Origin of the sequence: Coleofasciculus sp. E2-BRE-01, from assembly GCF_040221695.1 — a bacterium.
Lineage (GTDB): Bacteria > Cyanobacteriota > Cyanobacteriia > Cyanobacteriales > Coleofasciculaceae > Coleofasciculus.
Genome location: NZ_JAVKEA010000186.1, coordinates 1 through 18943, shown reverse-complemented (window position 1 = coordinate 18943; position 18943 = coordinate 1). Strand labels below are relative to the sequence as shown.

The window sequence follows — 18943 nt, the reverse complement described above, 5'->3', positions numbered from 1 at the left end:
ATAAATAATTAGATCTTCATGAGTTTTGATGGTTTTTTGGTCTTCTTCCTTGTCCACTTTCCCTCCAGGTCTTCCAAGTCTTACCTCCATTATACCGTCAATGTAAAAAACCTACCCTTGTGAGCCCCCAGCCCCTCTCCCTCCAGGGGAGAGGGGAGCAAGAAAGACAAGAAAGAAAGGGTATTCTTTTCCCTGATAATCCTTACAATCCCTGACTTGGCGGCAGAACCAGGAAATCTTCAGGGAGTTTTGTGGTAAGCTAATGAACATTCAAAACGCTTGACTCTGATTATGCAGTTAAAGTCTATCAAACAAAAAAAAAACATTTTCAACGCCATAAAAGTTATATCCACCAGTCTGATCAGTGGGGCAATTGCACTAGAACTCTGGAATATTTATGCTTTATTCAGTGATCTGAGTGTCCCCACAATCCTTGAACCTGTTTTTTGGCTGGGGCGTTTTGCCGTTACCATTCATTTAGTGGAAGCGATTATCGCAGCGGCTTATGCGCCTTCTAGACAAAAGACATCCATCGTCTATGGAACTTATACGTTCTTTGTGGGTACAGTGGGTTTGTTAGAATTATTCGATCAGGAGGATGAGTAGATGTGGCGAAACTTTCCATCCTTGTTATCAGTCTGGATTACCCGATAGTCACAAGTTAAGACTCTCGCACTCCCAACTCTTTTAAGTTATACTCATATCTTGCCTTACTGGTAATCAGCTCAAAGTACTCCTGTGGTGGGCAAGAGCAACGAACGATACTATAAGCATTTGAAATTTATAACTTTTGCCCACCCTAAATAAACTACATAAAGTTTCCAAACTTTTTTAATGAGACGTGTATGAAATTTGTCGAGGCTATACCCATAACTTTATGCCTAAGTGGTATCTTCGTAGTTGTTCCGATAACCTTAGCTCAAGTTCCGGCTAAGATACCGACACGAGTGATCAGCCAAACTCTCGCCAACAATCAGCAAGAACTTCCGGTTGGCGGGTTATACGTTCAATCGGAAGAGGGACAACAGCAAGTCTTTCCTCTCAAGCATACCGAGGTGAATGCTAAAGTTACAGGAAATGTCTCTCAAGTTGAAGTAACACAAACCTTTGAAAACCCCTTTGCCGAACCTTTAGAAGCCGTCTATGTCTTCCCCTTGCCCGATGAGGCGGCGGTGTATGATATGGAAATTAAAATCGGCGATCGCACGATTAAAGGGGAGATTAAAAAACGTGAGGAAGCCCAAGCCATTTACGAACAGGCGCGTCAGGAAGGACGCACGGCGGGACTCCTAGAACAAGAAGGGGCCAATATTTTTACTCAGTCTCTGGCGAATATCAAACCCGGAGAACAGATTGATGTCACGATTCGCTACACTGATAGCCTAAAATTTCAGGGCGGTGACTATGAATTTGTGTTTCCCATGGTTGTTGGTCCCCGTTATATTCCCGGTACTCCCAGTGGTAATAGTGGAAATACAGACCAAGTTCCCGACGCCTCCCGCATTACCCCGCCAGTTCTCAAGCCAGGAACTCGTTCAGGACATGATATTAATGTAACCGTAGAGATTAATGCTGGCGTACCGATTCAGGCGGTGCGTTCCCCCTCCCATCAGATTCGCAGCGAACGCCGAGGTGAAACGGTGCAGGTACAGTTAGGCGGGGAAGACACGATTCCCAACAAAGACCTAATTTTACGCTATCAAGTCGCAGGCGATCGCACGCAAGCCACTATCCTTTCCCAAGCCGATGAACGGGGTGGACATTTTGCCCTTTACTTGATTCCCGCCCTAGACTATCGCCCTAATGAGATAGTACCTAAAGATGTCGTCTTTCTCATGGATACATCGGGTTCTCAACGCGGTGAACCGTTGCTGAAGTCACAGGAATTGATGCGCCGCTTTATTAATGGGTTGAATCCGGACGATACGTTTACTATTATCGATTTTGCCAATACGACGACTCAGCTTTCGCCGCAACCTTTAGCCAATACTGCCCAAAATCGCACTCAGGCATTGAATTATATTAATGGGTTGCAGGCAAATGGCGGTACAGAATTAATGAATGGGATGCGGGCGGTGTTGAACTTTCCTCCGGCTGCACCCAATCGCCTGCGAAGTGTGGTTTTACTCACTGATGGCTATATTGGTAATGAATCGCAGGTAATTGCTGAAGTACAACGACAACTCAAACCGGGTAATCGCCTCTATAGTTTCGGTGTCGGGAGTTCAGTGAATCGCTTCTTGCTGAACCGTTTAGCCGAGGTGGGGCGGGGTACAGCCAAAATTATTCGTCAGGATGAACCCACGCAAGAGGTGGCTGAAACCTTCGTCCGCCAAATTAATAATCCAGTATTAACGAATATTCAGGTCAGTTGGCAAGGAGAGGGGATATCGGCGCAAATCTACCCCCTAGCTGCACCCGATTTGTTTGCCAATCAGCCTTTGGTTTTGTTTGGACGGAAATCAGACCGTCGCAATGGCACAATTAAGATTACCGGGATGGCGGCGGGGGGTCAACAGTATGAACGAACTCTATCGGTGAATTTTGATCAGAGTACCGATAATCCCGCAATTGCCCAATTGTGGGGACGCGCCCGGATCAAAGATTTGATGAATCAAATGTTTGGTGGTGAAACTACGTCGGGTGTCGAGGCGGTGACGCAGACGGCGTTAGACTATCGCTTATTATCGCAATATACGGCATTTGTAGCGGTAAGCGAAGAAGTCCGCGTGGAACCCGATGGAACAAGGCGGCGGGTACAAGTTCCAGTTGAGTTACCAGAAGGGGTGAGTTATGAGGGGATTTTTGGTGATACGGCGGATTCAACACTCACTGGAGGTGTACCGACTAATTCTTCATTGAGATTTAGGAATCGCAGAATTCGATCTTCAAGGAGGAGTGCAGGTGGGTTTTCGCGAGGTTCGGCTGCACCTGTACCTGCTGCGCCTCTACCGACTCCCCAACCTCAGTCAGAGGAGGCTGATACCTTAAGCCAAGGTTCTCCTCAACTTACAGTGGTGAAGATTGAAGGATTAGAACCGGAACAAGCAGAAGATGCGATCGCGTCTTTGACTCAACATTTACAATCCCTGAATCTCCCAGAGGGTTTCACAGGAGAAATTATCTTTGAGTTACAGATTCGCGATGGTGCGGTTCAACGAGTAATCCTCGACGATATCGAGTCAACGTTACAGGATACCACCATTGTCGATCCAATTCGGCGATCGCTCTTAGGGTGGTCTACTTTAGAATCTGTTACTGGAACGATTCGAGTTACCTTGCGAGTTCCTTGAGGAAACACGAAAGTACGAATAGGCTACTGAGGGCGGGTTTTGTTAAAAGGTTATCATTAACCCGCTTACCTGAGTAGCTAAACCCGCCCCTACACTTGACGCTTCACCACCTTTGAGGGAAAGCTCTTGACTTTTAAGGTCTGCGAAGCCGTACTAACGTAGGGGAAAAGGTCAAGAACATCAGCAATTTCTTACCGCCGTTTGCGATATCTGCGTTGTTGTCGGTGTCTGGCTATTTCCTTGCGTTTGTGCTTTTCTAAGGGAGTTTCAAAAAAGCGGTTCTTCTTCATGTCTGAGAAAATCCCAGCACGAGATACTTTGCGCTTAAATCGCCGAAGTCCAGATTCAATTCCTTCATTTTCTCCAATAATAACTTGAGCCATGCTTATCTCCTTTGAAGCTCAACACAAAAAGGGCAGACATTTACCTGCCCTCAAATTTCAAAAGCCATAGTAACTTAATTCCTTATCGTTCCTAAATTTCAGGGAAAAATAAGGAAATCAGCTTTTGACACTCCCACCGCTGAACATTTAATGCTATAGCGGTGAACAAGTTTTTTCACAAGGCGCGATTTATATATATCACCGCTCTCATGGAGTGTAGTGATATCAGTATGACACACGTGACATCATCCCAACATCGAATCGAAGATTACAATATGGGCTTCCTAATATCGCTATTAGGCATTGCTCCCCTACGCCAGTTATCTAGGCACATTGCCCCCGATACCTCGACTTGAGAGCCAATTTCTTGCTTCTCCAGAGTCCCTGGATACGTTTTTAGATCATGGTTCAACTTTAACACGATTCAATCAATTGAGTAGGGGTTCAATGCCCCGAAGTTGGGGAGTCCATGTATCCCGACACTGACCTTACGGGTACAGTTCGGGACTTATAGCTCCCCAAACCCCTCGCCAGTTAAGTTAAAAAGAGCCACGGTTATAGCCGCCACCGCGATTCCCATTGCTTCGTTCCCGTGGTCTTGCTTTGTTAACCTTCATTGAGCGTCCCATCCATTCAGCACCATCAAGGGTTTCAATAGCACTGTCTTCGTTAGACTCAGACTCCATCTCCACAAAAGCGAACCCTCGTGGACGTCCGGTTTCACGATCTTTTGGTACACTCACGCGAGTGACGTTACCGTATTCGGCAAAAACTTCCGTCAAATCCTCTTGAGTGACATCGTAGGATAAATTACCAACGTAAATAGACATAAGGCACTTCCTTTTTACTGAACCTGTAGCGAGTTACATCGGAGAAGTGCCTGCGGACAAAATCGAAATCGAAAAAATCGAAACAAGCTTACTCTACCGAAAATCAACCGTATATACTCTAGCATCGATTGCAGGAGTTTGGCAAGATATTATCAGGTTCAAATATTAGTTCAGTATTTTGCCCATGATATAGTCAGGCAAGTCAATCTTAAAGGATATGACAGAGCAAAACTTCGTCGTCATTGACACGGAGGGAAAACGCGAACTCAGCGAAATTGCCGTCATCGATAGTCAGGGCAAGCTCATCTATGAAGCCTTCACTGAAGATCATCCAAACAATACAGCAATTCAACTGAAGTGCAAGAGTCTACGCAACATCGTGAGTGAATTTGCCACGCTGGTTCAGAGCAAAATACTCGTCTGCCACTATGCTGCACACGACCGCAAAGTGTTGCGAAACAGCTTTATTCAAGCCGGAGTCAGGTTGCCCTCGTTTTCCTTCGAGTGTAGTTGTGAACTGGCACGACGATGTTTCCCAAATCTACCTGAATACTCGCTGAGATACCTGAGCAAGCATTTCCTTCTCAAAGTTAAAAACAGACTATTCGACGCCAATCTCGCTCATACGGCACGCTACGATGCCGAGTTTACTTACCATCTCTACCGAAAACTCAAAGAACATCTGGCTATGTACGAACGCCTCCGGAACACCTACAATCCTTTTAGCAGTAGCCGTGTAGACACACCGTTCCAAGATCACATTGACCTGCAAGCGGTTTACCATAGCGAGTATGAAATCCTTAAGTCCATCATCAATGACATCAAATGCGATCCAAACCAACAAAGCAAAGGTGCGGTTGTCATTGGTGAAGCCGGAGCGGGTAAAACCCACCTGATGATGAGACTCGCCAAAGAACGGCTGAAAACCAACCGCCTGCTCTTTATCCGTCAGCCCAATAATGCCAATGCTGTTTTGTATCATACCTACGCTCGCATTCTTGAATCCTTTGCCGAAGGCATTCCCGACACTCCGCACACCCAGTTAGAGCAACTGCTTGCCAACAGCTTTGTCAAAATTCTCAAATCCATCGATAAAGTCACCACAACCCAGAAGGGAACGCAAATCCTCTCAGCATTGGAGCAAGACAGCCTCAGTCTTTACAGCCGTATTGGTTTGGAGGGAACCAAACGGAACCGCGATTGGTGGCTTTATATTGAACGTCACATCATGGATTGGTGGACAAATCGTTACACGGCGGCTGGATATTCTGCGGCAATACTCCAAGGAATTCTCAAGTTTTGTCGCTACACAGATCGGCGCAAAAAAGATATGGTGCGGCGATGGTTAGCCGTCAGTGAAATTCCCGATGAACAGGCAAAAGACATCGGATTGGAAAACTGGCACGATGACATAAGTAAAGAGGAATTCTCCCTGGAAGCGATCGCGACTTTTGGCAAACTCTCCACTCTCGATGAACCACTGATTATTATTTTCGATCAACTCGAAGGACTCAGTGATAAGCCTACCCTGCTCAAAAACTTTGGCAGCGCCGTCAAAGAAATTTTAACCCACATTCCCAACAGCCTGATTATTCTCAACCTTTTTCCCGATCGCTGGGAGCAATTTCAGCAATTTTTCGATGGCTCTGTTGTTGATCGTGTATCTCAGTACAAAGTACATCTGAATCGACCTAACAGTGACAAGCTGTGTGATATCCTCAGTCTCAACGCTCAATCCGTTGACCTTGACCTAAACCAGCTATTTGAGCGTAGTGAACTCGACGACATTCTCAGCCAAAACTCGATCCGTGCTGTTCTCAACCGTGCGGCTGCTTATTACCGCTACAAAGCTCAAAACATTCCTTTACCGTCTGCGCCTCTGGCTTCCTCAAAGCCGACGTCCCCCACGAGTATCGAAACTAGACTGCATCGATTAGAGAACGAGGTTAATCGACTCAATAAAGCGATCGCAGATATCACCACACCACTACAACCCCTCAGTGCCTTTCCTCAAGAGGCGATCACTGTCTCCAAGATCTCTACCGAGCAGTTCCCTCCTGCTACCCACTTCATCATCCAACCTTCTACTCCTACGGTTCCAGACACCAAACTGTCTACCTTTGCCCAAATGGAGAGACAGACAGACGAAATTGTTGCTGATTACCTGTCTCAAAAGCAAGAAGAACTTGAACAAGACTATGATACACGTCGCCATATTATCAGCGATAGCGACGACTGGGGAAAACTTAACCAAATTGTCACCGCCTTTGGGCTACTCCAGTCCATCAACATTGATCAACTGCGACTGGGAAAAAAAGTCCTTCCCGAACACTTACAGCTTAGAATTGGCGATCGCACGTTTGTTATTGGCTTTCTCAACGTCAGTAGCTCTTCCTTTTTTTACCGCATCACCAACTTCAATCAGCTTGTTCTCAGCCATCCTAAAACACAGTTTCGCCTCATCCGTGATGCTAGAGAACCACAAATTACAGGCAAAAAAAGCCTAGAGGAAATTGAAAGGCTGAACTATGTCGCCAATGGAATATTTGCCATCATGGACAAAACCGATAGGATTATGTTTGAGCTTGCCTACACCCTAATTATCGATATTCATAACCGCGATTTAGAGGCGGACATGATCACAGCTTTGCACGTTCTTTCTAAACAACTCGGTAGCTATTGGTTGACTAATATTATGTCCGGTTGATACAGCGTTTTCAGACTCGATGTGATACACCCAAACAAGAGCAGAACAGAGCTGTCCTATAGTTACTGTACTATACCGTGTTAGAAAGTGCTGTACAACTTCTGCTTCCCTCTACACAATCGATACTACCCGACTTGGTATCACTTGCTTTCTTGTTTGGCGACTTGCTGCTTCACCTGACTCACACTATCTGGATTTAGGGAAATCGAATCAATTCCCGCTTCCACTAAAAATGCGGCAAACTCCGGATGATCGCTGGGTGCTTGTCCACAAATACCCACCTTGCGATCGCACTGATGCGCGGTTTGAATCAGCCGCCGGATTGTTTTCTTAAGCGCCAGATTGCGTTCGTCAAATAGATGGGACAGATCCCCAGAATCACGATCCACCCCCAACATTAGCTGGGTGAGGTCATTACTGCCAATGGAGAAGCCATCAAAGCGTTCAGAGAACTCCTCAGCTAACTCCACATTAGAGGGAATTTCGCACATCACATAGACTTCTAACCCATTTTCCCCCCGCTTGAGTCCATTTTCAGCCAAGACGTGGAGAACCTTATCCGCCTCATCCAAGGTGCGACAGAAGGGAATCATGATAATCACATTATTAAAGCCAATTTCTTCCCGTACCCGTTTTAGGGCACGACATTCCAAGGCAAACCCTTCCCGGTAGCGATCGCTATAATACCGAGATGCACCCCGGAATCCTAGCATGGGGTTGGCTTCCTCTGGTTCAAATTGTTGACCGCCAATCAAGTCAGCATACTCATTCGTCTTAAAATCACTCATCCGCACAATCACCGGATTTGGATATTGGGCGGCGGCGATTTTGGCAATTCCCCGGGCTAAATTATCGACAAAATACTCGGTCTTATCCTCATACCCCTGAGTCAATTTCTGAATCTGCTGGCGTGCATCTTTATCTTCTAACTCATCCAAATGAATCAACGCCATGGGATGAATTTTAATCACATTATTGATAATAAACTCCATCCGTGCCAAACCAATGCCTTCACAGGGTAATCGCCACCAGCGAAATGCTGCATCAGGACTGGCAATATTCATCATGATTTGGGTTTTGGTTTTGGGGATTTCGTCTAGATTGAGTTCGGATTCCTCATACTCCAATATCCCCTGATAAATCACACCCCGATCGCCTTCGGCACAGGAAATCGTAATATCTTGACTATCCTCTAACGTACTCGTTGCCTCACCCGTTCCCACAATAGCGGGAATGCCTAACTCCCGACTGACAATGGCGGCGTGACAGGTGCGTCCACCGTGATCGGTGACAATCCCGGCGGCTTTTTTCATAATTGGCACCCAATCGGGGTCAGTCATTCCTGTCACTAGGATAGAATTTTCTTAAAATTGGTTAATCTCTTCGGCGCTTTTAATTCGGCATACTTTACCCGCCGCGATCGCATCGCCAATACTGAGTCCGCCCAGGATTTCTTTCCCCGTTTCCTTAAGGCTATAGGTTTTTAATGATCCGGCTTCTTTTTGAGATTGAACCGTTTCTGGACGGGCTTGCACGATAAACAAGTCGTCTGTATCTCCATCCTTTGCCCATTCCATATCCATGGGTTTTTGATAATGGGATTCAATTGCACTTGCCCATTGACCCAGTTGTAAGATTTCCTCGTCCTTCAAAACAAACGAATTACGCTCTTGGGAAGACGTATCTATATTTTGCGTCGTCTCACTTCCCCCTTTAGCGTAGATCATTTTCTTCTCTTTCGCGCCCTGTTTTTTCTCAATAATCGGCTTGAGATTGGCGTCCTCTAATAAAGGTTTAAACACCCGATATTCATCCGGCGTGACTGAACCCTGTACCACATTTTCACCCAATCCCCACGTCGCATTAATTACAACCACATCAGGAAAGCCAGTCTCAGTATCCAGGGAAAACATCACCCCAGCACTAGCTTTATCCGATCGCACCATCTTCTGTACCCCCACCGAAAGCGCCACCTTCAGATGGTCAAAGCCTTGCGCCTGTCGATAACTAATCGCGCGATCGGTAAATAATGAGGCATAACATTTACGACAAGCTTCTAGTAATTCTTCATAGCCAGTAACATTGAGAAACGTTTCCTGTTGACCGGCAAAACTTGCTTCCGGTAAATCCTCAGCCGTCGCGCTACTTCTCGCCGCGATATCTACATCTTGAGTATCATAGCGTTGACTAAGTTGGTCGTAAGCTTCGCGAATTTCCCTGGCAATGTCTTCGGGAAAGTCGGCAGAATGAAATAGCTTACGGATTGATTTCCCGACTTTTTCTAGCGGATTTTTCTCACTGTCTAGTTCTGATAAATGCGACTTAATTTTTTCATTAAGCTGATTAGCCTCAAGGAATTTACGGTAAGCCTCAGCCGTAGTCGCAAAGCCATCCGGCACGCGAACGCCTTCATCTTTTAGGCTACGAATCATTTCACCTAATGAAGCATTCTTTCCGCCAACCATTGACACATCATCAGAGGTGAGATTTTCAAACCAACGAATGTACTGATTATTATTGCTTGTCATAATTACCGTTAACCGAAAATAAAACTATAAAATAGGACTAATCTTCCCTCTTTCTCCCCTCTCCCAAGCTTGGGAGAGGGGCTGGGGGTGAGGGCTGACTTGTGTAATGGCAGTATTACAAAGCGCAATCCAACTCAACCGTGAAAGACTGAAATCAACTAAGCCGTTTGTTTTGATGCCTTGATCATGCGAACCGCTTCTTTAATCATCTGGGAAGCATATCCCCATTCATTGTCATACCAACTCATGACTTTAACTAAGTCCCCATCAACGACTTGTGTCATAGTTAAATCGACAATTGAAGTATGAGGATCTTGAACGATATCAGATGAAACAATCGGGTCTTCTGAAACCGCTAAAACGCCTTGATAGCGTTCGCTTCCGGCTTCTTCTTTGAAGATACTGTTAATTTCGTCAACGCTAGTTGACTTGTCGGTGACGAAAATAATATCAGAAATGGAACCAACAGGAATTGGTGCCCGTACCGCTACCCCATCAAACTTGTTTTGATATTGGGGAAGAACTTGAGTTGTCGCCACAGCCGCCCCGGTTGTGGTGGGAACTAAATTAGCCGCCGCTGTTCTACCGCGTCGAAATTTCTTGCTTGGTCCATCCACAATCGCTTGGGTAGATGTATAAGCATGAATAGTTGTCATCATGGCTTTTTTAATCCCAATGCGGCGTCCCATGACTTCAACAACGGGAGTAATGCAATTCGTGGTGCAGCTAGCACAGGAAACAATTTGATCCGATTCATCCGGCTGATTGACGCCATGTACAATGGTAGTGATTCCCTCGCTTTTAGCCGGTGCAGAAAGAATCACCCGCTTGGCACCCGCTTGGATGTGTTTTTCTAAATCAGGTTTTTTCGTAAAGATCCCTGTACATTCCAAGACAAGATCGACGCCTAAATCACCCCAAGGGAGTTGGGTGGGATCTTTTTCACTTATGATTTTATAGGATTTGCCATCGATAACTAGACCATCCTTCGTACTGTCTACATTTTTATTATATTTGCCGTAGACTGTATCGTACTTGAGCAGATAGGCAAGATTGTCGGGTGGGACTAAATCGTTAATCGCAACGACTTCTAATTCTGGATTGTCAAGGGCAATCTTAAAAACAGCTCGACCAATTCTCCCGAAACCATTAATGGCTATCTTGGTCATGATTAAATCTCCTGTAATTTTCGGTTATGAAGAGAATACGTTTACCTGATGTACTAAGGATATTGGGGAGCCTAATTTAGTTGGGTTGAGGTACTTTACCCAACTCCCTTGAGAGATCCTGTTAGGTTTCGCTTACGCTCTACCCAACCGCCTTGAACTTGATGTACTTTTACGCTTTATGCTCCCGATAAGCGTCAGCAAGTTGTCACCCTTAACTTTAGATATGTAAAAAGCTGGTTATCGTCTGTCTGTGGGAAGAAATGACCAAGCTATACCGCTCAGACTTTTACCAGATGACACTCTCCGGAAAATTACACACGTAGCAGAAGGCTCCAGGGCAGAAGGCAGAAGGCTTTAAGGAAAAAGTACCCTAGGGCTAAAGGGGATTCCTGTCATCGGATTTGGTATCATTCCCTATTTTCGACAGATGAAGGAAGTGATAATCTAGATAGTGGCTACAATCTCACTTTCTTACCCCAGCGATCTCTCACGCTTGGGTTTTCCTGATTGGCATCCTCCCCGGCGTAAACGCAGGGAGATTCCTACCAGAGGGGTTTGGTGATCAAATCCCTGCTCTCGGCAGGCTTCGGCGTGAGCGCTCAGCCGAACGGTTGATGGCTCCCCACCCAATTCGGGTGGCATAAAGTCACGCCAGTTCATGCCTTGTTGCTTAAACTCTGCCAGACTTAACCCGTGTAGGTGCAGAATGACATCGTTGATCACTCTAACTTCATCGTCTGCCGAACCAATGCCAATACCAATGGGAGCTTTCTCAATTAGCCGTTGTAAGCGATACTGCTCTTGGTGGCGTTGATGTTCCCGTCGCCCTTCAGCATTGGCGATCGCACTCCGCATCGCTAAACTTTTGTAACGGTATCTTTCCGATTTACCGATAAATCAGGACAGTTACAGCAGATTTGGTGGTTGATGAGGTACAGTCTCTAAGCAAGATCCCCGATGTCTTCAAGAAGTCGGGGATCTGTCTGTGTACCTCACTGACTTGAAAAGCGCTGTATAAGCTAAAACACATTTAAATTGTGTAAGCTGTTGTGCATTTAAACTTCATATTATTCAGTTTATTTACAATTATTGACACAAATGTAAAGTTTTAATTACATCTATTGAGCATTATGAAAGGAAAGTAACCAAATGTATATAAAAAAGATCTGGCAACATCTCAATCTGAGATTTTTCGGAAAAACCTGTGATATTAATCACAGCTAAATGCGTAAAAAGTCACAAATTCTTCACGAGTTTATCACAATAAATAGTGGTAATAATCACTATATTTTATGGGTTAAATTACAATAATTTTCCGAAAAATGGGAGATGATTTAGATGTAATTTGGTTGATTAGTCAAATTGAGTTGAGAGCAAACGGGGAACTAACAATGAGAGTATTTACCAATTATACAGTCAGCGAAGGAGATATAGAACTTCTGTTAAAAGACACAGATACCAATGAGGACGTATCTTTCGAGGAATGGGATGCAGATGTCTTATCCCAAGACTGGGATGCGGATGCTTTTATCGACGAATGGGATGCAGATTATCCAGTAAGTGATAACAATAGGGAGATCTGGTTTAATGACTGGAAGGAGTTTGAAACAAACTTAGACGACATACTAATTCAGTGCCGCGAATGGGAGCTATAAGCTATCCCTAATATTCAACAGCCTTCCATTTATTTTTGTCTCTGACTTAATGAATCAACTTGCCTAAGTTATTACGGGCATCATCCTGAATTCAATACCTAAGAAGTGACAGCTTTTTGCCGTTAATTTTTCTCATTTCCATTAATCTCAATACCCTGATCTCGAAAAGAAACCTACCTTCATTTTACTTACAGGTTAGGTGAGGGCGGGTTGGGCAAAAATCTTAGTTTTGACACCTTTGATTAAGCGCCTCTTACCCGCCCCAAAAAGCTCCTAAATACTTGTCATAGATGGAGGAGAGCCATGTAGAGATGAGGACTCGCGTCTGAAAGCCGGGGAGTTACCTCACCATTTTTTACGGATATTGCTAGGGAAATCTCCACTCAGACATGGCTAGAGTTGAGTCCCAACCTTATAGGTTTCTCCTTGTACGCTTACCAAATCTCCTTCAACTAATTTACGCCCACGTCGAGTTTCGATGATGCCATTAACGGTCACATCACCGTCTTGAATCATCAGTTTAGCTTCGCCACCTGTGGACGCTACACCTACCCACTTGAGGAACTGATCTAACTTAATGGTTTGGATGGGGCTGGTCATACCAAAATAGACAAATCACGGATCTAGAGGGTTAGGTGGTTGGAGATTTATCGGTTTCCGCCTCAGATTCTGATTCAACCTGATCGGACTTGACAAAGTTTAGCGCGGCAGAATTTAGACAGTAACGCTGACCCGTTGGTTCTGGCCCATCATCAAATACATGACCTAAGTGAGCATCACAAGCCGCACAGAGTACCTCAGTGCGACGCATCCACAAAGTATTATCGGCTTCATATTTGATGCTTTCTTCATCAATCGGTGTCCAAAAACTGGGCCAACCCGTGCCAGAATCATATTTGGTTTTGGAGGTGAACAAGTCATTGCCACAACAGACACATTTGTAGACTCCAGGCTGCTTGTTGTCGTGATACTCCCCGGTGAAGGCGCGTTCCGTTCCCTTCTGTCGGGCTACTTTGTATTGTTCCGGGGTAAGCTGTTGTCTCCACTCCGCGTCACTCTTTTGTACTTTCTGAATCATGGTTTCAGCTTCCTTAACTATGCAAACATCAGGTTGAGCTATCTCTACACCCAACATGATAAGGTGATTCGTTGGCTTAGAGAAAAATTAGCGAGTTGTGAGTTCATAACCCACAACTCAAATCTCTACTTTTACTTTCCTACCGTCACCATCGTCCTTAACAGCAAATGCGGCTAAAAGGGAGATGGCGGTGTAAAAGCGTTGAGCAAACAGGGATGTGGTTAGGAAGGCAAATTATTGCTCGCATAAGCATCCATCTTGTAAGCTGGCGTGCGATCGCTGTAATTTGTCTGAGTCCCTGTGATCGACTCGGCTAGCTGCTCAAAGGACTCAGAACGCCAGTTGCGATCGTGGATTGGCTTCCTCTGTTCGCCTCGGAAGTAAGCCTGAGTCCCTAATACAGCAACGGCGACCCAACCGACGACAAACAATGAAACTAGGATAACCATTGGACTAATCATAATCGTTCTCCTTTGTTGAGCTATTTTGTAAATTTATGTTACTCACAATGTAACGAATTATTACAAAAAGCATCTGTGACTTGACTCTGATCCAGGAGTGATGATAATCACTATCCCCAACCCATTTTTTGATCGCGGTGAATGAATTAACAACAGAAGTCTTAGTTGTCGGCGGTGGTACAGGTGGCACAAGTGCAGCCATCCAAGCGGCACGTCGAGGCGTTAAAACAATCCTAGTCAGCGAGTTTTCCTGGCTAGGAGGAATGCTAACGACAGCCGGAGTCTGTGCGCCCGATGGCAATGAATTAGCCGCGTGGCAAACGGGGTTATGGGGCGCATTTTTGCGAGAACTCCAACAGCGACAGCCCAGAGGACTTGATAATGGGTGGGTGAGTTTGTTTACCTACCACCCTAGAATTGGCGCTCAAATCTTTACAGATTGGGTGCAAGCATTACCCAACCTCAAGTGGATTGCAGGACAAACGCCGTTAGCGGTATTAAAAGCAGGGGATTGTGTTACGGGGGTGCAATTTGCTGATGTTGTAATTCACGCCAAAGTCACCCTAGACGCCACGGAATTGGGAGATGTACTGGAATTAGCCGAAATTCCCTATCGCTGGGGTTGGGAGTTGCGATCGCGCTTTGGTGAACCGAGTGCGCCTGTTGCTGACAATGACTTGACTCAACGCTATCCCGTTCAAGCACCAACCTGGGTCGTCATCCTCAAAGATTTTGATACCGATACAGCACCAGAAATTTCTCCCCCGCCTGAATACAAGCCAGAACAGTTTTTTGGGGCGTGGGAGGGTTATGGGGTGGAATCCTTTCTCAGTTACGGACGCTTACCAGGGGGACTTTTTATGCTGAATTGGCCCCAATCTGGCAATGATTATGGTGAGGGGGTGGGGCGCTTAGTGGAATCGGATGCATCCCGACAGCAGTTTCTCCAAGAAGCCTGTTGGCACAGTCAAGGCTTTGCCTGTTTTATTCAATCTCAACTGGGACGGCGTTATGGTTTAGCCGATGATATGTTTCCAGAGGCGTCTATTGGGGGTGGGGCTTACGCCTTACATCCTTACTACAGAGAAAGTCGGCGTCTGGTAGGGATGGTGACGTTGCGGGAACAAGATATTTTACCGATAGCGGGAGGTCAAGTTGCGCCTTTGCCTGTCGATGAGTCAGGCGATTTTACCGGAATTGCTGTGGGCAATTATGCCAATGACCATCATTATCCTGGTTTTACCTTTCCCTTAGCCCCAAAATCCATCCGTTGGGGAGGGCGCTGGACTGGAACACCGTTTACAATTCCTTATGGTTGCCTTGTCCCCGTGTCAATAAATGGTTTGTTGGTATGTGATAAAAATATTTCTGTCTCTCACATTGCCAATGGTTCGACGCGGTTGCAGCCTGTAGTAATGAATCTGGGTCAAGCCGCAGGAATGGCGGCGGCGTTGTCTGTGGAACTTGGCTGTCAACCGAGGGAGTTAGCTGTCCGGCGTATTCAAGAGGCATTGTTGGGCGATGCTATTGCCCCGGCTGCTGTGATTCCTATATTTAATCAATCCCTTGATGATCCCGATTGGCGGTATTGGCAACGTTATTACTTGGATCATCCAGACGAGTATCCCAGTTCGGGCATGGTTGAGGAGCAGGGGGAGATGAGGGAGATGGGGAAGATGGGGGAGCAGGGGGAGCAGGGGGAGATGGGGAAGATGGGGGAGAATTTTCCCAATCACCAATCACTAATCACCAATCGCCAATCATATACCTTAATCTGTTTCACTGGCATATTCCAACGTCGTGCTGACCAGGATTACATGATTACCCTGAGCGAACCTGAAAATCTTATGGGTCAAATTTGGATGTTGATTACGGTACAACCTGATGTTAATCAGCAACTCCAGCATTATCCTGATCAGCAACAGCTACAAGGGTGGGGACGTTTTAATCCGGCGGGAAACTGGTTGCTCGTAAACTGTTTACAGTGATCAGGGATTAGTCTGCTCCTGTTGCGCTAAAAAGGGCGGGTTTAGTGAGGTTAAGGGTTGTCTCCAAAATGTTATTGGTAAAACCCGCCCCTACAACCTTTCTCTTGCTCCCAGACGTGCCATGGCATCTGTGTACCTCTGCACCCCAATTCCCCTCACCCAAATTGGGAACAAACGAAAGATAAACAGGCTAGTGTACCATTAATCTTCACACAATCCACATTAACTCTGACGGGGATTTTTCCTGAACCATGAGTAAAGAGTCCGTAACAGGGACTAGAAACCCTGACACGGACATCTGCTATGCGCTTTTACACTTCTGTTACGTTAGTGAGCCTGCTTACGCTCTCATTGGCTGTCAATGCTCATGATAGTCGCGATCGCTCGGTCTCACTTTTTCAGTCTACTCCTGCCCACTCGCTATTGTCTTTAGTGAAAACTGGAGATGCGGGTCCTCAAGGTCCTGAGACCAATCGCGGTGGACAACGGCGTTTCTTCACCTCCCAAGACACTCTCGCGCCCCAGATTTGTCACCGGGGTAGTGGACGGCGCGAATTTACTTGGGCATAGGTAGTTAATGCCATTTGATATAATATATACTTTCCTGGAAGAATTATACCCCCTAGTTGTGACCCATCCAGGGGGTCTTCCAGTTTACGGTATCTCCTGGGTTGTTTATCTTCCGTCGTCTATAATCTAAGGAGAATTTAGACTTTAATATTAGGGTGCTTTAAATTAAGCGCATGTTTTGCTTTTGAAGTTGGACTCGCTGGTTTAGGTGAAGCCGTGGGTTCGTCATTACCTTTTATTCTGTTGTACCCATGCGATGTGACCGCTCCCTAAAATGACTAATCATCTCGATCTGATCAAAAGCCTTAGCCCCAGCGCCATGGATCAGATTATGATATATCTGGCTTTCAGCGCAATGAGAACCAGTGGACACCGACATGGGGCATTTCTAGATGCGGCGGCGACTGCTGCTAAATGTGCGATTTACACGACCTATTTGGAACAGGGTGAAAATAACCGGATGACCGGACATTTACACCATATTGAACCAAAGCGGGTCAAGGTTATTGTTGAAGAAGTTCGACAGGCATTAACGGAAGGAAAACTGCTGAAGATGCTGGGGTCTCAAGAACCTCGGTATTTGATTCAGTTTCCTTACGTGTGGATGGATCAGTATCCCTGGCAACCGGGGCGATCGCGGATCTCTGGCACTAGCCTGCACAAGGAAGAAAAACGAATTCTCGAAGAAAAACTGCCGGATCATCTCCCAGATGCCCAGGTGGTGAGTTCCTTACAGTTCATGGAATTGATTGAGTTCCTGCACAGTCGTTCTCAGGAAGATTTACCCCCAGAACGGCGGGCGTCTCTTTCGGAAGCCATGGCGGAACATATAAAGCGACGCTTGTTGTACTCCGGCACAGTAACGCGCATTGATTGTCCCTGGGGTTTACCTTATTATGCTCTGACCAGTGCCTCCTATTCACCTGTAGATGGCAAAGAACGTACCTATACGATGGTGGAGGATACGGCGCAGTACTTTAGGTTGATGAAAGAGTGGGCAGAACGCCAGGATGGTGTGATGCGGGTGTTGGAGGAATTGGATATTCCACCGGAAAATGTTGATCAAGCCATGACAGAACTTGATGAGATTATTCGCGCTTGGGCGGATAAGTATCATCGCGATGATGGTAAACCGATGGTTTTACAAATGGTCTTTGGTCGGCAAATAGAATAGTTATTTGTCATTGGTCATTGGTCATTTGTCCTTGGTTATTTAACTGAGGACTTTTCTATGACTCAGGATAAAAGGTGAGGAAAACTATCTATCCAGGTAATCCGATGATACTGTGCCAGATGACGACAAACAGGATAGCCGCGATCGCACCAATTAACGTATTGATAAAATTCACGACTTCGTTGGTCATCCATTCGACCTGAGATTGCCAAGTGGCACCAATCACACTTTCTAGGTTAGTGGCAATAAAGGCAGCTAATACACAAAAATAGACACCTGTCAAGTCTATAAAATCAACGCCCCAACCCAGAACCGCGATCGCAGCCGAAGCGACAGCCCCCGCCAGAGTTCCTTCTAAGCTAACTGCACCTTCGGTTCCGGGGGATACAGGTTGTAAGGTGGTGATTAAAAACGTGCGCTTACCGTAAGCTTTACCTACCTCACTGGCAGTAGTATCAGAAAGCTTAGTGGCAAAACTAGCGACGAACCCCAGTAGGAGAAAACTGCGATAGGGTTCATCCAGGAAAAGAACGCCCACCGCGCAAAGCGTACCTGTTAGGGCGGAACCCCATACATTTTCGGGTCCTCTAGCGCCTGAACGCTTTTCCGCGATCCCCGCTGCTTCTTTTTGTGCCATACCGATACGGGTAACGGCTGAACCTACCAGGAAATAAACCATAACAATCAGATACCCTTGCCAGCCTAACGTCCCCCAGATCACAATTCCCAACGCCCAGGCATGGAGAATTCCAGGGCGGGTGAGGAGTTGCTTGGGGATCACCCAGGCGATCGCTAATAATACTGTATTTAAGAGGACGGCAATAAGCCAAGGGTTGAGAGAATTGAAGGTTGCAAGCATTTACTAAGTGTTGAGTTTTGAGTGTGTAGGGGCGGGTTTAGGGACCATGGGTGTCAACTTAAGCCACATTATCCACGATAGGATACTGGGTGTGGGGTATGGGGTGTGGGGTATGGGGGAAAGCGAGCAATTTTGGGGAGCTATGTATTAAACGGAGCCTGTTTGAAAAAAACATTGTGGATGAATAGGTGAGGTGAATGGTGGTAGGTGTGAGGTTTTTTCGCCTCCAACAGACAATTCCATCCTGA

At 46.0% G+C, this 18943-nt stretch carries 15 protein-coding genes and 1 pseudogene; 7 read left to right on the top strand and 9 right to left on the bottom strand.

What is annotated here, in order from left to right; translation table 11 throughout:
• Positions 1 to 291: 291 nt before the first annotated feature.
• A complete protein-coding gene (locus RIG66_RS22770) occupies positions 292 to 606 on the top strand; it encodes a hypothetical protein (RefSeq protein ID WP_446380997.1) in 315 nt (104 codons plus the stop codon).
• Positions 607 to 845: 239 nt separating this feature from the next.
• The gene (locus RIG66_RS22765) at positions 846 to 3293 is read left to right on the top strand and encodes a VIT domain-containing protein (protein WP_446380996.1); all 2448 of its coding nucleotides are present in this window, start codon (positions 846 to 848) and stop codon (positions 3291 to 3293) included.
• A 191-nt stretch (positions 3294 to 3484) separates the two neighbouring features.
• Here RIG66_RS22765 and rpsU read toward each other — a convergent pair whose 3' ends face one another.
• Positions 3485 to 3676, bottom strand: a complete 192-nt coding sequence (rpsU, locus tag RIG66_RS22760) for a 30S ribosomal protein S21 (protein WP_006103066.1) — start codon at positions 3674 to 3676, stop codon at positions 3485 to 3487.
• 539 nt (positions 3677 to 4215) lie between these two features.
• Positions 4216 to 4506: an RNA recognition motif domain-containing protein gene (locus RIG66_RS22755; protein ID WP_446371083.1), complete on the bottom strand. Its 291-nt coding sequence runs from the start codon at positions 4504 to 4506 to the stop codon at positions 4216 to 4218.
• A gap of 217 nt (positions 4507 to 4723) precedes the next feature.
• On the opposite strand from RIG66_RS22755, the gene RIG66_RS22750 reads away from it, so the two are divergent.
• Positions 4724 to 7213, top strand: a complete 2490-nt coding sequence (locus tag RIG66_RS22750) for an exonuclease domain-containing protein (RefSeq protein ID WP_446380995.1) — start codon at positions 4724 to 4726, stop codon at positions 7211 to 7213.
• A gap of 140 nt (positions 7214 to 7353) precedes the next feature.
• Here RIG66_RS22750 and ppsA read toward each other — a convergent pair.
• From ppsA to RIG66_RS22735, 3 genes and pseudogenes are all read right to left on the bottom strand, one after another.
• Positions 7354 to 9741: pseudogene (gene ppsA, locus RIG66_RS22745) on the bottom strand (phosphoenolpyruvate synthase).
• Between the two features lie 158 nt (positions 9742 to 9899).
• Entirely contained in the window at positions 9900 to 10910 is a 1011-nt protein-coding gene (gene gap / locus RIG66_RS22740; protein ID WP_446380994.1) for a type I glyceraldehyde-3-phosphate dehydrogenase, read from the bottom strand.
• 471 nt (positions 10911 to 11381) lie between these two features.
• On the bottom strand, positions 11382 to 11765 hold the full coding sequence (locus tag RIG66_RS22735; protein WP_446380993.1) for a hypothetical protein: 384 nt from the start codon (positions 11763 to 11765) through the stop codon (positions 11382 to 11384).
• A gap of 536 nt (positions 11766 to 12301) precedes the next feature.
• Between RIG66_RS22735 and RIG66_RS22730 the strand changes: the two genes are divergently transcribed.
• Entirely contained in the window at positions 12302 to 12565 is a 264-nt protein-coding gene (locus tag RIG66_RS22730) for a hypothetical protein (protein ID WP_446380992.1), read from the top strand.
• 393 nt (positions 12566 to 12958) lie between these two features.
• Here the strand turns inward: RIG66_RS22730 and RIG66_RS22725 are convergent, their stop codons facing one another.
• The 3 genes from RIG66_RS22725 to RIG66_RS22715 all read right to left on the bottom strand — a co-directional run bounded on the left by RIG66_RS22725 (position 12959) and on the right by RIG66_RS22715 (position 14092).
• Positions 12959 to 13165 (bottom strand): RNA-binding S4 domain-containing protein, encoded by a 207-nt coding sequence (locus RIG66_RS22725; RefSeq protein ID WP_446348025.1) that lies wholly within the window; start codon positions 13163 to 13165, stop codon positions 12959 to 12961.
• Positions 13166 to 13196: 31 nt separating this feature from the next.
• Positions 13197 to 13643: a peptide-methionine (R)-S-oxide reductase MsrB gene (gene msrB / locus RIG66_RS22720; protein ID WP_446348027.1), complete on the bottom strand. Its 447-nt coding sequence runs from the start codon at positions 13641 to 13643 to the stop codon at positions 13197 to 13199.
• Between the two features lie 221 nt (positions 13644 to 13864).
• Entirely contained in the window at positions 13865 to 14092 is a 228-nt protein-coding gene (locus tag RIG66_RS22715; protein WP_446348214.1) for a photosystem II protein, Psb35-related, read from the bottom strand.
• A 140-nt stretch (positions 14093 to 14232) separates the two neighbouring features.
• Here RIG66_RS22715 and RIG66_RS22710 point away from each other — a divergent pair, with 140 nt between their 5' ends.
• From RIG66_RS22710 to hetR, 3 genes are all read left to right on the top strand, one after another.
• On the top strand, positions 14233 to 16092 hold the full coding sequence (locus RIG66_RS22710; protein WP_446380991.1) for an FAD-dependent oxidoreductase: 1860 nt from the start codon (positions 14233 to 14235) through the stop codon (positions 16090 to 16092).
• Positions 16093 to 16395: 303 nt separating this feature from the next.
• Positions 16396 to 16662, top strand: a complete 267-nt coding sequence (gene patX / locus RIG66_RS22705; RefSeq protein WP_446380990.1) for a heterocyst-inhibiting protein PatX — start codon at positions 16396 to 16398, stop codon at positions 16660 to 16662.
• A 274-nt stretch (positions 16663 to 16936) separates the two neighbouring features.
• Positions 16937 to 17836: a heterocyst differentiation master regulator HetR gene (gene hetR / locus RIG66_RS22700; protein WP_446380989.1), complete on the top strand. Its 900-nt coding sequence runs from the start codon at positions 16937 to 16939 to the stop codon at positions 17834 to 17836.
• A gap of 88 nt (positions 17837 to 17924) precedes the next feature.
• On the opposite strand, the gene RIG66_RS22695 is transcribed toward hetR, so the two are convergent.
• Positions 17925 to 18695: a TIGR00297 family protein gene (locus tag RIG66_RS22695; RefSeq protein ID WP_446380988.1), complete on the bottom strand. Its 771-nt coding sequence runs from the start codon at positions 18693 to 18695 to the stop codon at positions 17925 to 17927.
• Between the last annotated feature and the right edge of the window lie 248 nt (positions 18696 to 18943).